The 18,048-nt window shown below is 55.9% G+C and carries 17 protein-coding genes and 1 tRNA gene; 10 read left to right on the top strand and 8 right to left on the bottom strand.

Annotated elements, in window-relative coordinates; all coding sequences use genetic code 11:
• Nucleotides 1-26 precede the first annotated feature (26 nt).
• The gene (locus GF108_RS01330) at nucleotides 27-836 is read right to left on the bottom strand and encodes an ABC transporter permease (protein ID WP_210386045.1); all 810 of its coding nucleotides are present in this window, start codon (nucleotides 834-836) and stop codon (nucleotides 27-29) included.
• Between the two features lie 258 nt (nucleotides 837-1,094).
• Here GF108_RS01330 and rfbA point away from each other — a divergent pair, with 258 nt between their 5' ends.
• From rfbA to GF108_RS01305, 5 genes are all read left to right on the top strand, one after another.
• Nucleotides 1,095-1,979 (top strand): glucose-1-phosphate thymidylyltransferase RfbA, encoded by an 885-nt coding sequence (gene rfbA, locus GF108_RS01325; RefSeq protein ID WP_153666569.1) that lies wholly within the window; start codon nucleotides 1,095-1,097, stop codon nucleotides 1,977-1,979.
• A complete protein-coding gene (rfbC, locus tag GF108_RS01320) occupies nucleotides 1,972-2,529 on the top strand; it encodes a dTDP-4-dehydrorhamnose 3,5-epimerase (RefSeq protein ID WP_153666568.1) in 558 nt (185 codons plus the stop codon). Before rfbA ends, rfbC begins: the two co-directional genes overlap by 8 nt.
• A gap of 13 nt (nucleotides 2,530-2,542) precedes the next feature.
• Entirely contained in the window at nucleotides 2,543-3,613 is a 1,071-nt protein-coding gene (gene rfbB, locus GF108_RS01315) for a dTDP-glucose 4,6-dehydratase (RefSeq protein ID WP_153666567.1), read from the top strand.
• Nucleotides 3,610-4,515 carry a dTDP-4-dehydrorhamnose reductase gene (gene rfbD, locus GF108_RS01310; protein ID WP_153666566.1) on the top strand — a complete coding sequence of 302 codons (906 nt, stop codon included), beginning with the start codon at nucleotides 3,610-3,612 and terminating at the stop codon, nucleotides 4,513-4,515. Before rfbB ends, rfbD begins: the two co-directional genes overlap by 4 nt.
• A gap of 92 nt (nucleotides 4,516-4,607) precedes the next feature.
• Nucleotides 4,608-6,020: a phosphomannomutase gene (locus tag GF108_RS01305; protein ID WP_153666565.1), complete on the top strand. Its 1,413-nt coding sequence runs from the start codon at nucleotides 4,608-4,610 to the stop codon at nucleotides 6,018-6,020.
• A gap of 7 nt (nucleotides 6,021-6,027) precedes the next feature.
• Here the strand turns inward: GF108_RS01305 and GF108_RS01300 are convergent, their stop codons facing one another.
• Together GF108_RS01300 and GF108_RS01295 are read right to left on the bottom strand one after the other, a co-directional pair.
• Nucleotides 6,028-7,287 carry a hypothetical protein gene (locus GF108_RS01300; protein ID WP_153666564.1) on the bottom strand — a complete coding sequence of 420 codons (1,260 nt, stop codon included), beginning with the start codon at nucleotides 7,285-7,287 and terminating at the stop codon, nucleotides 6,028-6,030.
• 179 nt (nucleotides 7,288-7,466) lie between these two features.
• Nucleotides 7,467-7,976 (bottom strand): GNAT family acetyltransferase, encoded by a 510-nt coding sequence (locus GF108_RS01295; RefSeq protein ID WP_091920121.1) that lies wholly within the window; start codon nucleotides 7,974-7,976, stop codon nucleotides 7,467-7,469.
• A 165-nt stretch (nucleotides 7,977-8,141) separates the two neighbouring features.
• Here GF108_RS01295 and GF108_RS01290 point away from each other — a divergent pair, with 165 nt between their 5' ends.
• Nucleotides 8,142-8,534, top strand: a complete 393-nt coding sequence (locus GF108_RS01290; RefSeq protein WP_153666563.1) for a GFA family protein — start codon at nucleotides 8,142-8,144, stop codon at nucleotides 8,532-8,534.
• Nucleotides 8,535-8,547: 13 nt separating this feature from the next.
• On the opposite strand, the gene GF108_RS01285 is transcribed toward GF108_RS01290, so the two are convergent.
• The gene (locus GF108_RS01285; RefSeq protein ID WP_153666562.1) at nucleotides 8,548-10,056 is read right to left on the bottom strand and encodes a winged helix-turn-helix domain-containing tetratricopeptide repeat protein; all 1,509 of its coding nucleotides are present in this window, start codon (nucleotides 10,054-10,056) and stop codon (nucleotides 8,548-8,550) included.
• Between the two features lie 329 nt (nucleotides 10,057-10,385).
• Here GF108_RS01285 and GF108_RS01280 point away from each other — a divergent pair, with 329 nt between their 5' ends.
• Nucleotides 10,386-10,643: a DUF1127 domain-containing protein gene (locus GF108_RS01280; RefSeq protein ID WP_153666561.1), complete on the top strand. Its 258-nt coding sequence runs from the start codon at nucleotides 10,386-10,388 to the stop codon at nucleotides 10,641-10,643.
• A gap of 9 nt (nucleotides 10,644-10,652) precedes the next feature.
• On the opposite strand, the gene GF108_RS01275 is transcribed toward GF108_RS01280, so the two are convergent.
• Nucleotides 10,653-10,729, bottom strand: a tRNA-Arg gene (locus GF108_RS01275).
• A 386-nt stretch (nucleotides 10,730-11,115) separates the two neighbouring features.
• Here GF108_RS01275 and GF108_RS01270 point away from each other — a divergent pair.
• Nucleotides 11,116-12,582, top strand: coding sequence for an N-6 DNA methylase (locus GF108_RS01270; protein ID WP_153666560.1), 1,467 nt, complete (start codon nucleotides 11,116-11,118; stop codon nucleotides 12,580-12,582).
• Nucleotides 12,583-12,587: 5 nt separating this feature from the next.
• Here the strand turns inward: GF108_RS01270 and GF108_RS01265 are convergent, their stop codons facing one another.
• From GF108_RS01265 to GF108_RS01255, 3 genes are all read right to left on the bottom strand, one after another.
• Nucleotides 12,588-13,220 carry a hypothetical protein gene (locus GF108_RS01265; protein ID WP_153666559.1) on the bottom strand — a complete coding sequence of 211 codons (633 nt, stop codon included), beginning with the start codon at nucleotides 13,218-13,220 and terminating at the stop codon, nucleotides 12,588-12,590.
• A gap of 1,280 nt (nucleotides 13,221-14,500) precedes the next feature.
• Nucleotides 14,501-14,845, bottom strand: coding sequence for a hypothetical protein (locus GF108_RS01260; protein ID WP_153666558.1), 345 nt, complete (start codon nucleotides 14,843-14,845; stop codon nucleotides 14,501-14,503).
• Between the two features lie 213 nt (nucleotides 14,846-15,058).
• Nucleotides 15,059-16,063, bottom strand: coding sequence for a hypothetical protein (locus GF108_RS01255; protein ID WP_153666557.1), 1,005 nt, complete (start codon nucleotides 16,061-16,063; stop codon nucleotides 15,059-15,061).
• A gap of 986 nt (nucleotides 16,064-17,049) precedes the next feature.
• Between GF108_RS01255 and GF108_RS01250 the strand changes: the two genes are divergently transcribed.
• Nucleotides 17,050-17,397, top strand: a complete 348-nt coding sequence (locus GF108_RS01250) for a Rap1a/Tai family immunity protein (protein WP_153666556.1) — start codon at nucleotides 17,050-17,052, stop codon at nucleotides 17,395-17,397.
• Nucleotides 17,394-17,738, top strand: a complete 345-nt coding sequence (locus GF108_RS01245; protein ID WP_153666555.1) for a Rap1a/Tai family immunity protein — start codon at nucleotides 17,394-17,396, stop codon at nucleotides 17,736-17,738. The genes GF108_RS01250 and GF108_RS01245 overlap by 4 nt, the downstream gene beginning before the upstream one ends.
• Nucleotides 17,739-18,048 lie beyond the last annotated feature (310 nt).

Here is an 18,048-nt window from a genome sequence, read left to right as displayed (position 1 = left end):
CGCAAATTGGAGCGGGGATGTAATGTTCATAGCCAATAAGTAATCCGGGTGCGGTAACGATTAAGAAACAGGAGTGCGACGACCCAACCGATAAGGGCCATGCCGATGGAGACGATCCAGTTGAGCGGTGTCGCAACGCCGCCGAGCAGGGGTTCGCGCACGATGCTGATGAGATGATAGAATGGATTGTAGTCGAGCATGAGCTGCGAGCGCGCGCCGCCCGGAAGATTTTTCGGCATCCACATGATCGGCGTCACATACATGCCGACCTGCATGATATTCTGGACGATCTGCGTCAAATCGCGATAGCGCGTGCACAGAACCGCCAGAATGACCATCACCCAAAGCAGATTGACCGACACCAGGATGAAGCCGGGAATGGCCAATAGGGCGTCGAAATTGACGAACTTGCCGAAGATCAAGAGGACGAGCGGGAAGATGATGATGTTGTGGGCAAGGATGATGGTATTGCGCCACCAGGTCCGCAGGATATAGGTGAAAAACGGGATCGGAAGCTGCAGCATCGTCTCGGTATTGGCGATGAAGCTGCCGCAACCCTCGGTGACGAGGCTCGAAAAATAACCCCACATGATCAGGCCGACGCAGATGAACGGCAGGAACTCCGACATGGGCGTGTTGAAGATCGTGCCGAAAACCAATCCGAGCGCGCCGATAAGCACACCCATGTTGATCGTGAGCCAGAAAGCGCCGACGCTCGATCTGCGATAGCGCTGGGCAACGTCCTGCCATCCGAGCAGCGCCGCCAGTCGAAAATTGGCAAGGGACGCGGAAATATCTTGCCATGCCGTCATCTTTTGCGAGGTCGCTGTGGCCATCGAAATGTAGTCTCTCTTCTGTCGTCCTTTTGCAGAGCCTCGCGGTTAGCACATTAGATTGGGACTTAATAGTGACTGCCTGTCGCAATTCGGAAGCGGGAAATAGCAAGGGCTTGGCGGCGCGGTCGATTTCATGCCGCTTTTCCCCATTAAGCGGCATACCTCCTCTTGGCGGGCGATCGCCCATTGAGGAGTTGTCCTAGCCAAGCGGATAGGATAACGGTTCCAAGCTATCGATAACGTAGGAATTTTGCTTACATGAAGGGTATTATTTTAGCTGGTGGCAGCGGAACGCGGCTTTATCCACTGACAATTGCGGTGTCAAAGCAGATTTTGCCGATCTACGACAAGCCGATGATCTTCTACCCGCTGAGCGTGCTCATGCTCGCAGGCATCCGGGACATTCTGATCATATCGACACCGCGCGATCTGCCGGTATTTCGCGACCTTTTCGGCGACGGCAGCGATTTTGGCCTCAATTTGACATTTGCCGAGCAGCCGGAGCCCAACGGCCTCGCGGAAGCCTTCATCATCGGGCGCGAATTCATCGGCAACGACCCTGTCGCCATGGTGCTCGGCGACAATATCTATTACGGCGACGGCCTGTCGCGGTTGTGCAAGGAAGCGGCCGACCGCAAAAAGGGCGCTTCGGTTTTCGCCTATCACGTCGAGGATCCCGAACGCTATGGCGTGGTCGAGTTTGACCGCGCAACCAAGCGGGCGATCTCGATTGAGGAAAAGCCGCAGAAGCCAAAGTCCAATTGGGCGGTCACCGGCCTTTATTTCTACGATAACGACGTTGTCGACATTGCGGCCAACATCAAGCCGTCGGCGCGCGGCGAACTGGAGATCACCGCCGTCAACAATATTTACCTCGAGCGCGGCGATCTGCACGTGCAGAGGTTGGGGCGCGGCTATGCATGGCTGGACACCGGCACCCACGACAGCCTGCACGAGGCGTCATCCTTCGTCAGGACGATCGAGCACCGCCAGGGCGTCATGATCGCCTGCCCAGAGGAGATTGCCTATCAGAACCGCTGGATCAACGATGAGCAGGTTCTGGCTCGGGCCGCGCAGCTTGGAAAGACCGGCTATGCCGCCTACCTGCGCCGGCGTATTGCGGAGCTTGCGACAGATGCTTGATATACGCCCCCTCGGCCTCGACGGCGTCCTTGAGATCGCGCCGAAGCGTTTCGGCGACGACCGCGGCTTCTTTTCGGAAACCTATAACGCGTCCCTGTTCAAGGATGCCGGAATTGACCTCGTCTTCGTTCAGGACAATCACTCGCTCTCGGTTGCCAAGGGCGTTCTGCGCGGGCTGCATTACCAATTGCCACCAAAGGCGCAGGACAAGCTAGTGCGCGTCGTTCGCGGCTCGATCATCGACGTTGCGGTCGACATCCGCAAAGGCTCACCGACCTTCGGTAAGTGGGTTGCGCTTGAACTTTCCGCTGCGAAATGGAACCAGATTCTCGTGCCCAAGGGCTTCGCCCACGGCTTCATGACGCTCGAGGAGAATACCGAGGTCGTCTACAAGGTCACCGATTATTATTCGCCGGCACATGACCGTTCGATCCGCTTCGATGATCCGGAGATCGGCATCGACTGGCCCATCGCCAAAGATTTGATCCAGCTTTCGGACAAGGACCGCGGGGCGCCGCGGCTCGCCGACGCTGAAACCTTCATTTATTGACGGAGTATATTTGATGCGGATTCTCGTTACGGGGGGTGCTGGATTTATCGGCTCGGCGGTTTGTCGCCAGCTTGCAGCAAATCCGGGCAATCATGTGGTCAACGTCGACAAGCTGACCTATGCCGGCAATCTCACATCGCTGCGCCAGATCGAAAACTATCCGAACTACCGCTTCGTGCAAGCCGATATTTGCGACGATGCGACGATGCTGGACCTGCTGCGTAGCGAGAACATCAACGCGGTAATGCACCTTGCGGCGGAGAGCCATGTCGATCGCTCCATCGATGGCCCGGGCGCTTTCATCGAGACAAATATCGTCGGCACATTCCGCCTGCTCAACGCCGCGCTGGCCTATTGGCGCGAACTGCCGGCTGACGCAAAGAGCGCCTTCCGCTTTCACCACATCTCGACGGATGAGGTATTCGGCGACCTGCCCTTCGACAGCGGCATCTTCACCGAAGAGACGCCCTATGCGCCGTCATCCCCCTATTCGGCATCGAAGGCGGCATCTGACCATCTGGTGCGCGCCTGGCACGAGACCTATGGCCTGCCGGTGGTGCTATCCAACTGCTCGAACAATTACGGTCCGTTCCATTTTCCGGAAAAGCTGATTCCGCTCGTTATCCTGAACGCCCTCAATGGCAAGCCATTACCCGTCTACGGCAAGGGCGCCAATGTCCGCGACTGGCTCTATGTCGAGGACCACGCGCGCGCGCTCGAGACCGTCGTCACCAAGGGCGCCGTCGGCGAGAGTTATAATATCGGCGGCCACAACGAAAAGACCAACCTGAACGTCGTTGAAACGATCTGCGATATTCTGGATCAGAAGCGGCCGCGCAAGGGTGGCGGGCGCTACCGCGACCTAATCACCTTTGTATCCGATCGGCCCGGCCATGATCGCCGCTACGCCATCGATGCCTCGAAGATCGAGCGCGATCTTGGCTGGACCCCGCAGGAAACGTTCGAGACGGGTCTTGCCAAGACGATCGACTGGTACCTCGCCAATGAATGGTGGTGGGAGCCGATCCGCAGCGGCCGGTATGCAGGCGAGCGTCTCGGCGCGGACATCAAGGCGAGCGCATGAGGATCGTTGTCACCGGCACAGAGGGGCAGGTCGTTCGCAGCCTCGTCGAGCGTGCTGCGCGCCACAGCGATATCGAAATCATTGCCCTTGGGCGACCTGGTCTCGACCTTGCCGTGCCGTCAACCGTGGGCACCGCCATTGCCGAAGCGAAGCCGGATATTGTCGTTTCGGCTGCCGCCTACACGGCGGTCGATCAGGCAGAAGACGAGCCTGATCTCGCCCACGCAATCAATGCCCTTGGCGCCGGCGCTGTGGCGCGGGCCGCTGGCGACCTCGGCGTTCCGGTCATCCATCTTTCAACCGACTATGTTTTTGCGGGCGACGGTGAAGCGCCCTACACCGAGACGGATGCGACGGGTCCGCAGGGTGTCTATGGCAGGACCAAGCTTGAAGGCGAGGCTGCGGTAATCGCCGCCAATCCGCGGCATATCATCCTGCGCACGGCCTGGGTCTACAGCCCGTTCGGCAAGAACTTCGTCAAGACAATGCTGCGCCTTGCCGAAACGCGCGACCAGGTCTCGGTCGTCAGCGATCAATGGGGCAACCCCACCTCGGCAATCGATATTGCCGACGCGATCATTGAGACGGCCAGGCGTATCGACGTTGAACCGTCGTTTACTGGCTATGGCATCTATCATCTCGCGGGGACCGGCAATATCAATTGGAGCGGCTTTGCCCGGGCAATCTTTGCATCGAGCCGCAACAATGGCGGACCTTTTGCCGAGGTCGCCGACATTGCCAGTGCCGATTATCCGACCAAGGCCAAGCGCCCCTTCAATTCGCGGCTTTCTACGGACAAGTTTTTCAAGGTTTTCGGTTGGCGCGCGCCGGATTGGCAGGTTTCAACCGAGGCCACCGTGTCGCGGCTCCTGGCGGAAGCAAAGGGACGGGACGCTTCTTAGGCCTTCGCAGACGCACGTCTGGGTGTCCAAGGGAGAAAATGCTGCATATAGTAGCGTATGCATAGTCGCCCTCTTCCCCAACGTGAAAAACCATGAGCAGTCTCAAATTTGGAACGAGCGGTCTGCGCGGACTGGTAACGGATCTGACCGATTCAGTTTGCACGGCCTATACGAGCGCCTTCCTGCAACATATGCAGGGCAGATACGGCACGGCCGCCGATACCACCGTTCTTGTCGGATATGATCTGCGCTCAAGTAGCCCGCGTATCGCCGGCGCCTGCATGGCGGCCATAACGGATACTGGCATGCGGGCCGAAAACTGTGGACCGCTGCCATCCCCCGCGCTGGCGCTTCGCGCGATGAGGGTTGGAGTCCCCGCCATCATGGTGACGGGCAGCCACATCCCCGACGACCGCAATGGTTTGAAATTCTATCGTGCGGACGGCGAAATCGACAAGGCCGACGAAGCGGGTATCCTCGCGGTCCTCGACTTGAACCAGACAGCTTCTCCGGGTCCGGCGGGCATCCCCGCGGTTTCACCGGAAGCGCTGCAAAACTATATGGCGCGCGGCCGTGCCATCCTCGGAAAAGGAACCCTGGCGGGCAAGCGTATCGGCGTCTACCAGCATAGTTCGGTTGCGCGCGACGTGCTCGTCGATCTTCTCGCGCATGCAGGCGCCACGGTCGTTGCGATAGGACGCTCTGACGTTTTCATTCCCGTGGATACGGAGGCGCTGCGTCCTGAGGATGTGGACCTTGCTGCCGCAGCAACGAAAGAAAACTCGCTCAATGCTCTGGTATCGACGGATGGCGACGCCGACCGTCCGCTTATCGCCGACGAGCACGGCAACTTTTTGCGTGGCGACAGTGTTGGATTGCTGACCGCGCATTTTCTCGGCGCGGATGCGGTCGTTACGCCTGTTACGTCGAACACGGCGATCGAGCTTTGCGGATTGTTCAAGCGGGTCTACCGGACGAAGGTCGGCTCGCCCTACGTCATTGAGGGCATGCAGCAGGCGCTCAAGGACGGTTACCAGAGCGTCGTGGGGTTCGAGGCGAATGGCGGCGTGCTCCTCGGCTCTCCGGCAGACCTGGATGGCCACAGGCTCGACGCGCTCCCGACCCGCGATGCGGTGCTCCCGGTCATGAGCGTTCTCGGCATGGCGGCACGAACCGGATCGACGATATCGCAGCTTCTCGGTGGCCTGCCTTCGCGTTTCACGCGCAGCGGCCGGCTTGAACACGTGGCCACAACCGCCAGCGGTCCGTTCCTCCAGGGTCTCCTCGATGACGAGGTCCGCGAGCGGTTCTTTGCCAACGTCGGGTCTATTCGGGAAAGCGATTCGATCGATGGCGTTCGCGTCGTCCTCGCGAGCGGTGAGGTCATCCATTTTCGTGCGTCGGGGAATGCGCCGGAATTGCGCTGTTATGCCGAGGCGTCCTCGGATGCGCGCGCGGAGGAACTTCTGGCTTGGGGACTGAGGAGCGCGGCCACTGCCCTATAGGGCAGGACTACCCACCGGGGTTCACCGCGAACTTGGAGAACGGTGCATTGGGAATGCGCGCATAATAGAGCGCCGGCCCGAGGAAAATAGCCATATGAACCCATGCTATGACGATCTCATTGGTAAAGTGCGTGATGACGAGAATCGATTGCACTGCCGAGAGCATGTAGATTGTCTGGGCGGTAGTGTTGCCTTTCATCGCCGACATATAGAGCCGCGCCATGAGATAGGCGACCAGGAAGAATTTCAGGCATCCGAACCACCAGAATGATGCAAAGGCGTCCGCCATGCCCGTGGGCGTTTCGCCGACGCCCGGCGTATAGCGCCCGAACATGGAGTCCTGCGGGATCATCAGCGATTTCTTGAATTCGGGCCCGAAGATCTGTGCCGGAACGAAGGTGAAGACCATGCTGTTCCAGTGTTCGATGCCGTAGTCGAATTCATGCGTCTCATCGATATAGTTGATGGCGATCAAGGCGTTGGTCATTTCCGGTCCGCCCTCCTTGAGGAGACGGTTCCAGTTTTCCGCAAGATTGATATCGGCCACCGCGCTCCAGTCGCGCGTTGCCCCGTAATAAGTCGCCTGCCGGTATTCGGCGGCGCCGAGCATGCCGACGATAGCGAAGAACAGGCCGGCGACGACAGCGATACGCGGCACCACCCAACGCTTCTGGAACCAGAAGGCCAGCGCGATCATCAGGCAAAATTCAGCCGTCTCGCCGCGCCGTCCCGCAATAACGATGCGGTCGAGGTAAAAGATCGTGTCGAAGAGTATGATGCCGAGCGCGAGCGGCGAACTGCGCCGTGCGTAGCAGACCAGCGCTATGGCGAGGCCGTAGGTGAGAAGCCGCGCAAAGAACAGGTAGGCGACGGGAAGACCCGTAAGCTGGCCCTTCAGCCGAAGATCATCGGGAAGGTGACCGAACTTATAGAAGAAATAGGCGCCGATCACCGAGAGGACTGCGGCAGCCTTCAAGAGGTGGTCTTCGCTGTAGACGTGGTCCTTCATCGGCCTGGCGCGCATGCCATAGCGCCAGCCTATGCCGCACATGGCAAGGCAGAGCGTCGAGAACACAAGGGTTTTTGTCAGGGCCTCGTCCGAAATGAAGCGGCTATTGGCAAGCCCGGGCAATTGCGGAAGGATGAAGCTAAGGAAGATGCCAGCTGCGAAAAATGGAAAATGATAGAACCGCCCTGGCACCAGCAGGCCGTAAACCAGCATTCCAAAACAAAGAAGAGTGAGAATCCAGAGCGCCGACCAGTCCATATTTCCAATCTCGGTTGCAGCGTTGAATCAACCGCAGCCGGGCGCCGGAATCAATTTGTCCATAAGGGGTAACGGAAACCGAAAGACCGCCTTCCGCGCCGGAAGGCCAGGTGATCCGCCCGCAAGCTTAGCCGAATGGTTGAGGACTTCCGATGTGTGATGCCTGAAGGGCTAGCCGGTCAGGCCGTTCCGCGCGCCGCTCCTGCCTTTGGTGTCTTCTTTGAACTCTCCGGATCGCTGGTTTCGTTCTCGACCATGGCGCTCAAGCGCTGGTAGATGCCAAGGCCGATGATAAGCGCGACGCCGGTGAAAAGCAGAAGCGTCGGATAGATCATCATCCGCAGGTCCTCCTTGCCGGCCTCGAAGACGGCGACGAGACCCTCAAGGAACACGGCAATAGCGATCGTGGAAATGAACTTCGTCAGGCTGCGGCGCGCTTCAGCCGCCTGCCGCATCTCGCGGCCACGGATCGCCTCTTCCTCAAGAAGATATTTTCCGACATCGAACACAGCAATGGCAATGACTGTATAGCCAACGGCTTCGAGCAGCGTTGCTCCAATATCGGTTCTGTCGATCAGGAGGGAGCGCACGACTTCATAGGCCGCATAGGCGATCAGCCCGAACGCGAGAAGCATCAGGAATGCGCTTGCGACACCGAACGCAATGCGCGTAATCCGGTCAAACATCATCGGCCACGTTCCCTTCTCCTATCCCATTGAATATTTAAGCATTTCTCGCCATTGCAGAACAGCAAAAAAATGGGCGCCAGCCATGATGAGCGGTGGATCGTGCATGGACGCTCGGCAGGGTTCGTTGTAACCATTATGACCGCTTGATTTCAAAGGAGGCATGGCATGCAGCGATTCACCGGCGGTTGCCTGTGCGGCAGCGTCCGAATTGTGGCATCAGGGCTCCCATACCGGGTCGGGATTTGTCATTGCCTCGACTGCCGCAAGCATCATGGCGCCCTGTTTTACGCTGCTGCGGTGTTCCCTGAGGACGCAGTGACGATAGATGGCGAAACGCGCGATTATGCCGGACGGTTTTTCTGTCCCCGCTGCGGCTCGTCGGTCTTCGCACGCACCAAAGACGAGATCGAAGTGCATCTCGGGGCGCTCGATGCCCCCGACCAACTGATGCCTACCTACGAAAACTGGACGCTGCGGCGCGAGTCCTGGTTGCCGCCGTTTCCGGTCGCCAGGCGGTACGAACGCGGTCGCAACGCTACAAGCCGATCCGAGGACTAGGTCTGTCGGTGCGTTACGCCGGAAGGCCGGCTTTAAGATAGCCATCGACAAAATGCGCACGTGTCGCGTCATCGCGAAATGGCTCAGTCGCGGCCCAGCGGCTTGTCGTGAAATGCGGGTTGGCGACAAGGAAGAGTTCGACCTCGGATCGCGCTTCGTCGAGCCGGCCGAGTTGCGCAAGGCTTGCGGCGAGGAACCGCCGTGAGCTCGTGCGATACGTCTCGTCCCGGCGCAGCGTCTCGACAGCCGCTTCGTAGTCGCCAGCCGCGTATTGCGCCTGGCCGAGCGTCAGATAGTACCAGCCTGACGGAAACGGGTTGAGACGGAACGCCTTGCGGATATGCTCAAGGCCTTCCTCGACCCGCCCGGCCAGAACCGCGATGTCTGACAATGTCGCCCAGGTGTCCGCCTCGTTCGGGTCAAGCTCGATCGCCTTAGCGAATTCCGCATCGGCCTCGGCAAAGCAGCGCTCGTAGGCTAGCAGGTTGGCGAGGACCCAGCGGCAGCCGGCGTCGTTGGGGTCGATCGCCACGGCCTTGCGGGCCAGATCCAGGGCGAGGCGGCGCGTCGGTTCAATGGGGTCGCCCCAATGCACCCAGCCCATCCAGTGGTTCATGGCAAGCCAGCGATAGGCTTCCGCATATTCGGGATCGAGCGAAACTGCGCGCGTCAGCATAAGATGCGCTTCCCGCGCCGTCTGCGGCGAATCGTCGATCAGCTTGCGCGCGCGCACGCACAGATCGTAAGCCTCGAGATTCTTGGGCCGATTGCGTGGCGGCGGTGCGCGCAGCCGCCCGAGCAAGGCCTCGACGATCTTGGCGGTGACCTCGTCCTGGACGGCAAAGATGTCCTCGAGGCCGCGATCGAAGCGTTCCGCCCAAAGGTGATCGCCATTGACGGCATCGACAAGCTGGGCGTTGATGCGCACGCGCCCCCCGGCGTGGCGTGCACTCCCCTCAAGGAGATAGCGCACGCCAAGCTCCTGCGCGATCTCGCGCACATTCGTGGCCTTTCCCTTGTAGGCAAAGGCCGAGTTGCGGGCGATGACGAAAAGGCCCGAGATTCTGGAGAGGTCCGTGGTCAGGTCTTCGGCCAGCCCGTCCGCGAATGATTCCTGCGCGGGATCGTTGCTGAGATTGACGAAGGGCAGCACGGCTATCGAAGGTTTATCGGGTAGTGCCAGGGGTTTTCGCGCCGCGCCGTCGCGCCTTTCGATGGCGCCGGTGAAGCGGTAGCCGACGCGCGGCACCGTGGAGATCCATTCGCCGCCATCGGTCGCCGGGCCAAGCAGCTTCCGCAACTGCGCGATCTGGACGGTGAGGTTGCCTTCCTCGACGGCCGTGCCTGACCATGCCGCGTCCATCAGTTCGGCCTTGCCGAGGATTTCGCCCGGCCGCTCGGCGAGCGCCGCAAGCAGCTTTATCCCGCGATAGCCAACGGCAACAGGATCATTGTTCCGAAGGAGCGTTCCCGCACCCGGATCAAGCACGAATGGACCAAAGGCAAAACGCGATCCCTGCATACGGCGGATATAGCCGGTTTGGAACTTTTTGAGAACTCTTTGGGCACGGCTTTAAGAGACCGCATCGTTGACGAGGCTTCGGAGTGTTGTCCCCTGCACCTTCAAGCTATTCGAGGCCCGCCCGAGGATATGCGGGTCTTCGCGGACGAGGTTGCAGGCGACAACGTTGAGCAACGAGCGGACGATGGCCCAACACGCCACTACAGCTCCGTTTGGAAGTTTTGAGAACTATTTGGCAGGGCTTAATTACGACGCCGTCCGCCTCCGGCACAATGAACCTTCACGAGAGGTCGAGGACCAACAGGTCCTAAAACCATCAGGAGGTTGTCATGGACGATATTCGCACCTTTAGCCCGGTCCCGCATCAGCTAGTACGCAAGCTAGCGCGCTTGGCACCCCGGGAAGCGCCACGCGGATACTACGGCCTTACGGCGCTGCGTAGCACAATGGCGGCCTGGAGCGAGCGAGCCCGCTTTCGCTGGGCACTTGCGCAAATGGCCAAGGACAATCCACATTTGATCGACGATATTGGCCTGACGAGTTGGCAGGTCGAGGAAGAGATCGCCAAGCGCTTCTGGAGACGCTGAGGCGGAGGATGGCGCACCCGACAGGATTCGAACCTGTGACCTCTGCCTTCGGAGGGCAGCACTCTATCCAGCTGAGCTACGGGTGCCGATACAAGGCGTTGGCCTTACATGCGCGAAGCGTTTCTAGCTGATGCGGGCCAAGGCTTCAATGGCGAATTTTGTTCGGGCGAAAAGAAGCTCTGGACAGAACTAGTAGTCGGTCATGACGGGCCTGTGGCCGAAAAGTGCCTGATTAATAATGATGCAAGCATATATTCCCGATCTGCGGAGTTATGTCTTAGCACTGCGCAACGGCACGCATTGCACTGTCTCACGAGCCCGCCGGTCCTTAATGAAATGAGAAGTTACGCATCGAAACTGTGGATCCAGTCTAGGGCCGACGATGACCGCAAGCGGGAATCGGTGGATCCATCAATATGCACGTTGACCAACGCTTGGCGACTTTCCTATTTAGTAGAAAAAGGAGAATGCTATGGCATTGCGAGCTAAAGAAATTTGGTTGAAGGATATTGAGCGTCGCTCGACGGGCTACTATTCCACTCCCGATTTTGTAAGCGAGTTCGTGTTCGAGCGCCTAAAGCAGCTCAAGCCGCATGGTCGGATAGTGTTGGACCCTTGCATCGGTCAGGGTGAGATGGCTAAGTATTTCAAACGCACTGGTCATCACGTCGTTGGATACGACGTCACAGATTTTGGAGATAACTACGCTGATGATTTTAGGCAGGCAGATTTCATAGAAACTTTCTTGCGAGCGGACGAGGATCCCCTGTTTAGCAGCGTGGACCTAAATCCAGAATACATTATCGCAAATCCACCGTATAATTGCCACGAAATTCCTTATATTCGTGAGAATAAGGGCCGCATTCAAAGAGTATATGGCAAAGACGCTGCTTTGAATACTTACGCGTTATTTCTTAAAATACTAATCAATATAGCGCCACCTGGGTGCATTTTGGGACTTATCATTTCAGATTCTTTCTTAACCGCATCAGGTTATTACGATTTGAGACGAGCAATTTCCAGCGAGTGCACCGTCCATGGTCTTCATCTCTGCCCGACGGACCTATTTCGATCCCAGAAAGCCGATGTCAGAACATGCATTTTGATATTAGAAAAGAATGGGTCGGGGAGCGACCTTGCGCACCTCTCGCAGCGCCCTCGGTCAACCTCTCAGTTTGAAGAAATGTTGCGCAACAGAAACTTCCTGCCTGTCGCATCGAATCGCCTGGTCTTGAGTGATCCAAGAGACAAGTCGGAATTCATAATAGCCGTCCCCGACCAGATATTAGAGCTTTTTTCTGGTCGCCGTCTGGACGACGTTGCGACGTGCTTTACGGGAATATCAACCGGAAATGATAAACAATACCTGAAAAAAGAAAAAACGCCCGGCTTCGGCGTTCCCTTTTATAAAAATCCAGCTTCCAGAAGCTTCTACACGGAACCCGATGCTTATCTCAAAGACGATTTCATGCGGATAGGCGATGAGGTTTCCAATTTTATGATTCGAAATAAGGAACTTTTAGGTAAACCGGGGATCACCTGCTCGTCCATGGGCGTCGTCTTCTCTGCCGCACTTCGACCGTCAGGGACTGCCTGTGGAGTCAATCCAAACATCTTGATTGGTGATCACGACAAGTGGTGGATGCTCAGCTATCTAAATAGTAAGTTATGTTTATTCTTGATCCGTGCCGTCATGATAAGAGGGAACATGATAACCCCGGGCTATCTTGCAAGATTACCGGTCCCAGAATTGGCGCCGGCACTGCGTGAACAGCTTAGCCAATTCGCACAACAAGCATATGCTGAAAGATTGAAAGGCGAGCCAATAATTTCACTGCGAGAAGGTATCGACTCTGCCATCTATCGAGGTCTTGGATTGTCATCACACACTGTCAATGCCATCGAAGAATTTTCGGCTGATCCGGTGAAACTATCGTAGCGGACCTATCCGGTTCTTTTTCCACGGGCAACTTCGAGTGCTGAGGTCAAGACCGCGACAAAATCTCCTTTCGATCTAGGGACGGCGGAAGCAATATCTTTATATTTTGACGACTGTAAGTTACCGTTATTGCTAGGATTTACGTAAACATCGGGGAGCCACGCTACAGGAACTACGTAACAGTCAGAGAGCTCAATACCGAATACCTCTTCGTGGAACTTGATCTCGATTGTCACAATAAAAAGGTTACCATCGTGGTCACTATTGTAGAATTCCAAAAGCTTCACTGCTTTGGATATGTCATCCTTGCTCGATTTTCTTCCCGAAACCGCCGACTTAACATTTATGTAAATCCGGTCACCGTCGGGCAGTCGGAAAGAAAAATCATAGACGCCGACTTCGCTATCAGCAGGCAAAAAATCATCCAAACCAAACTTTTTTGCCTTGAGTTCAAGGTTTTGGGATATGAGCTCCTCAAGCAGTCGCCATACTGTCCGACCTTTGGCTGCCTTGCGCCAACCGTAAGGAAATTGGTTTGCAATGCCAATCGGAATAAACTCTATCTCGCTTAGTAGCGACTTCAAAGTGGCCTCAAGCTCCGACCGATGTTTTTCGATCTCTTCAACATTACTGACCATGATTCCCCCACATCCAAATCGTGGGCACGTTGGAATATGTTTCCGTGGTCTGTCCAGTTGTATTTAAGATGTTGTGCTGCGTGGGCTAGCGGTAACCACTCCATGCAAGGGTTTTACGAGCACCGCGTGTTCGGCCAAGTCATGATGGCATTGGATTGGGACAACGCGAAGCACGATCACGATAAGCGGGGCTTCTTACGTTTGTCAGCTGACAGCTGCGTGCGCAGGTTCGGGGAAGTCCGAAGTAGTAGGAGATAACCAGGGTGGCTGGTTCTCTTGAATTATGGGCAGATTGGGCTCGCGGCGGTTTAATCGAGAGTTTGAACGAAAGCGCAGCGGCAAGCAGCACATTGACTCAAGGATGATCGCCGAAGCGATCCGTTGTTTGGTCTGCTAGTTTCATGCAGCCAGTTCGAATGGCGCGCCAGTGACTCGCTATGGCGTCAAATGCGTTACCGGCATTGTTAAGCGACGATTACCGCCAGAATTTCTCTGCTCTTATAAACCCTGAAGCGACCTCCATGCCGAAACGTGACAACGATTACTATCTCAAACAGCTTAGGACGAAACACCCACTCGTCTACGCGGATCTTCAAGCCGGGAAATTTTCATCTCCGGGAGACGCCTTTCGCGCAGCGGGAATAAAAAAGCCTCGCACCCGCCTCCAGGAATTGAAAAACGCCTGGTCAAAAGCATCGCCGGCTGAGCAGAAAGAATTCGACGATTGGCGGAGATCGATGTCGGGAGCGGTGCCGAGGCACGCGTCTTCCACCACCTCGCCGCCGCTAGCGATTGCAAGCAACGGGCGCCTAGAACCGTGGCCCAGGGATCGAATCGAGCGTATCATCTCGGTTCGACGGATGAGGATGGGTCAAGTAATGGACGAGCTTGGATTTCCGCGGTTAAACGGTTCGTTTGCATCGGCCCTGAGACGTGGGTGGACACTTGACGACGACATGCTAATTGCCCTTGAGAAATGGTTGCAAGCCCACGCAGGAGTTAAATAGACGAGACGTAGATCAATCTACGCCTCATCTATTGTTTGTCGACCCGTATATGTAGACCTAACGTCGACATGGTGCTATCTACAATAGCGCTTTGACTCAAGGAAGCTCGCTGGCAGGCATTTCGCTAAGAGTGCTTCTTCCCGTGCTCTAAGTCGCGAGAAGCACGCCAGCGACGCTCTATTGCAATTCTAAGAAAGGTTCCTGCCCGTCGTCATAACAGGATTGCAACAGGCCGGGCGCCCGACGGCTAAACGAGTCCCTCCTATTATTCCATCATACTCGTAAGTTCGGGTGCAATCTGTCCATGGGGCTTTGCCATCGATCTATCTGTCTGGTCGGTAGCCCGTTCTCGCGAGCGATTTTCTCATAGACGAACTTGGCTGCATCACCATACGTGGCGCCTCGCTTCAGCCAGGAGCTGAACTGCACGCCACACAACTGCTTCATGTCTGGATAGTAGGTGCGAGGAAGGGGCTCTCTGTGCGACCACAACACCAGGCATACATCGCACAGATCGAAGTGCCGGTCGGCCACTTCCCGAGTCACGGTGCTGTCGCCCTCATTCATGTAGATCGTGAGCAGGTAGACGAAAATCTGACGGAATGTAATCGTATTCATATGAGTTCTTTCAAGGTGCGCGCACAACGGTGCCGGAGTATCTGATAATCTAAGGAGGCGCAGTATCGGGTGCCGGAGTAGTATGTAACGCGTTCCCAATCCTCTATATACTTCTACTAAATATATAATCATTTGGGCAGGCGTTACTCAAGGTAAGCGTTACATTCCATTCTCCGGAATCCGCCAACTACTCCGGAATCCCCATCCATCCTTTCAACCAGATTGTGCATTGGATTGGATCGCCGGCGTTCTATTCCTGGCGCGTGATTTTCGCGTGCGCTCCCGACCCCGCTTCCTCTTCAATTCGAGTGCTGGGTCCACCGACCCAGTTCTCTTCTGAAGTTGCTGTAACACGCTCCGGGCGACCCTTTCGCAATCGCCGCTCTGCGGACAGATCGAGCACGGTGATTGTTGGGGGTCTCGGGCCCCGGGAACGCCAAAACAACATTGCCAGAAGTCTGAGTAAGAGACACGGTCATAAACTTTGCGTTGAACCGGCCTAATCTGATATTCTTCTTCGAGCCTATCCACCGTCTGCCGCCAAGGATGTTCCCCGTAAACGTCACGAAGCATTTCCAGGGGCACCTGGGCCTTTTCGTAGAACCTTTCTTCGATCGCGGGGCGCAAGTTCCTCAACGACATTCTGGTGATGTCCACGAGATATCGTCGAACGTCGTTTTGCGCGGGCAGTCCACGATAATTTTCGATTGCATACTGGGGTAAATCTGAAGGCTGAAACGCTCCGCCCCGCATGCGGTCTTCAAAGAACTTTTTGATTTCGGCGTGCCATGCAAAGTCGGTCGCCTCGTTTGCCCGCAGTTGATTGGGTCGAGGAAACGCTTTGCGGTCGCGCGCCAGGGCAAAATCGAAACAGAAGTTGATATACATGCTATAGGGCATGGTGAGCTCGTCTGCGTGTTGCCGTGCGATCCAAAGCTGAGTGAACTCTCTTGAGGGCCCATTCAGCTTCGTGAAATCGATGCCCTTCACTCTTTTTGACGTGGGCACATCGACTTTTCGAGCAATATTGTCGATGTATATTTCTTGGTATTTTTGTGCGAACAGAAGCGTTGCCTGGCCGGGCGAAAAGAACTTGTAATCCGGCCACTTCGTCAAGAGTAGGTCCCGTTCCCTGACCAGGTATTTGTGTTCGATTCGATCGACGCCTTCAATTATGGCGTTTATGCGCCATTTGGCTTTGATGCTATCATCAGACATGCGTTCTCCTTCGGGCGCGCGGCCCGTTAAATGACGTTTCAAGCGTTTGAGATGCAATCCCTAGCCCGTCTTGCGACATACGCTTAACGTGCAGGGCCATTGCTCTAGGCATATAGCAGCAGATTTTTGGTGCTGCATAAAATCTTCGAATTCTGTGCTTATTTTTGAACGTCAGTAGATTAATCTACAGACCGGGATGGCGTAAGTTATTGTAACACGGCCGAAAGGCAGGGAGGATGCTATAGGGCCACACCAATGCGCTGCCTGAACGTCGCTCAGCCGAACCAGGGCGGGGAAGGCCGAAATGGAACGAACAATTTCAAGAAGAACCAAAACCTCGGAGTCGTATTTCTTTCGTGGAGAACCGTCCGCTTCCTCTGTCGCATTTCCCGGGCGTTGCCCACGAACGAGATTTTAGACCTACAATTCGCTCTCGATTTCGAAGAAGCTTCGTTCGCGATAACCAGCAACACAGATACCTGTAGCGACCGTCTGATCGGTGGTGTCCTCTTACAGTATATGCATTCTCTCCAGCACCGGTCTATCGTTTAGCGTCGTGGTGTCTTTTGCCGTCGCTTGCCGCCAGGTTTGTCTGAGAATCGTTCCGCTTTGTGTTTCGCATCACTGGAGAGTAGATAGTGACGGTGCGCTCTTGTGAGATTCTATGAGCGTTTCGATGGTTGACTGATAAGCGATGGATTAAGTTTACATATGGGCTCGTTTCTGAATTTCGGATTGGGCGCCAACTTAATGTAAACTTCATGTTAATTAAGTGTCTATTTCGCCACGACACTGAACAGGATTTGGTTTACACGATGTAAACTTAAGATCTGGTGCCGTGGTGGTTTGGATTATCTAAGTTTACGTTCTGGCGTCCATGTAAACTTCTTCGGGTATCTCCTCTAGCGATTTCACCATACAAATGTATGTGTAGAGTAGGCTCGGGGTGCGCCAAGAAGGGCAGGGATTTAGGAATGTTGAAATGCATGATGGCGGCTTCGGTCGCCGTGGGAATGATGTGTTCGAGCGGTGGTGCTGAGGCAGGGCAATACAAGTCCGGGAATAATGTGCTTGAAGTCTGCGAAGGCAGGGAAGCCTCGTTCAACAAAGGAGCTTGCTACGGCTATATCACCGGTGTGGTGGATACCTATGAAAGGGACAGATTAGTTGCGAACAAGGAGTTATGCGTTCGTGACGAAGTTAGTCTCGGACAGATCGTGGAGGTGGTAATTGAATCCCTGCGACAACATCCTCAGAACCGGGACTACATCGGCGCTTATCTAGCAATTACTGCGATCGAGGAGGCTTTCTGCTCCAAGGATAAGCTGTCATGAGAAAGTTTGTTTTAGCGACCGTAATCGCCTTGAGCTACTTGAGCGGTAGTGCTGAGGCCGGCTTTTATGATGGCAACGAGGTCTATGCGCGCTGCACCTCGGCAGAAGCCAATAGGGAGACCTGGTGCCTCGGCTATGTCGCCGGCGTTGCGGACACCTATCAGACTCATCTGAAGGTTCTGAGCAACGGGCGCCGGTGCTTTCCAAAGGGCTCCACGCTCGGGCAGCTTAAGGACGTCTTCATTAGATATCTGCTTGACCATCCGGAGGATCGGCATTGGGATGCCGATGGTCTAGCCATGTTGTCTTTTCGGGATGCTTTCTGCCCAGACAAGAAATGAGCATCTACTAACGCCCCAAGGATGAGGAGTTCGCCCGGAGCGTTGATGCCTAGGGCGCGGAGTATCTCACCTTGGGGCCTATCTAACCGTGCTGCGCCGGTGAACGCCTATAACGAATTAACGTTGGAACCGGCGGAGAGACCGACCTCATGGCCGCAACTAAAGCCCTCTGCAAGCCGGGTCTGACGTCAATCGGAGAAGGAGGTCGTGTGCGGAATTGGGGATCGGGTGCACGTGCTGTGTTAAAGATTTGCGGGTATGGGTGGATCGGAGGTGAAAAATTGCTCTGGCAGCAAAACGCATCCCCATT

Source organism: Phyllobacterium sp. SYP-B3895 (assembly GCF_009647635.1).
In the GTDB taxonomy this organism is placed as follows: Bacteria; Pseudomonadota; Alphaproteobacteria; order Rhizobiales; family Rhizobiaceae; genus Phyllobacterium; species Phyllobacterium pellucidum.
The sequence above is the reverse complement of the archived record's forward strand: the minus strand, read 5'-3'. Positions and strand labels throughout refer to the sequence as shown.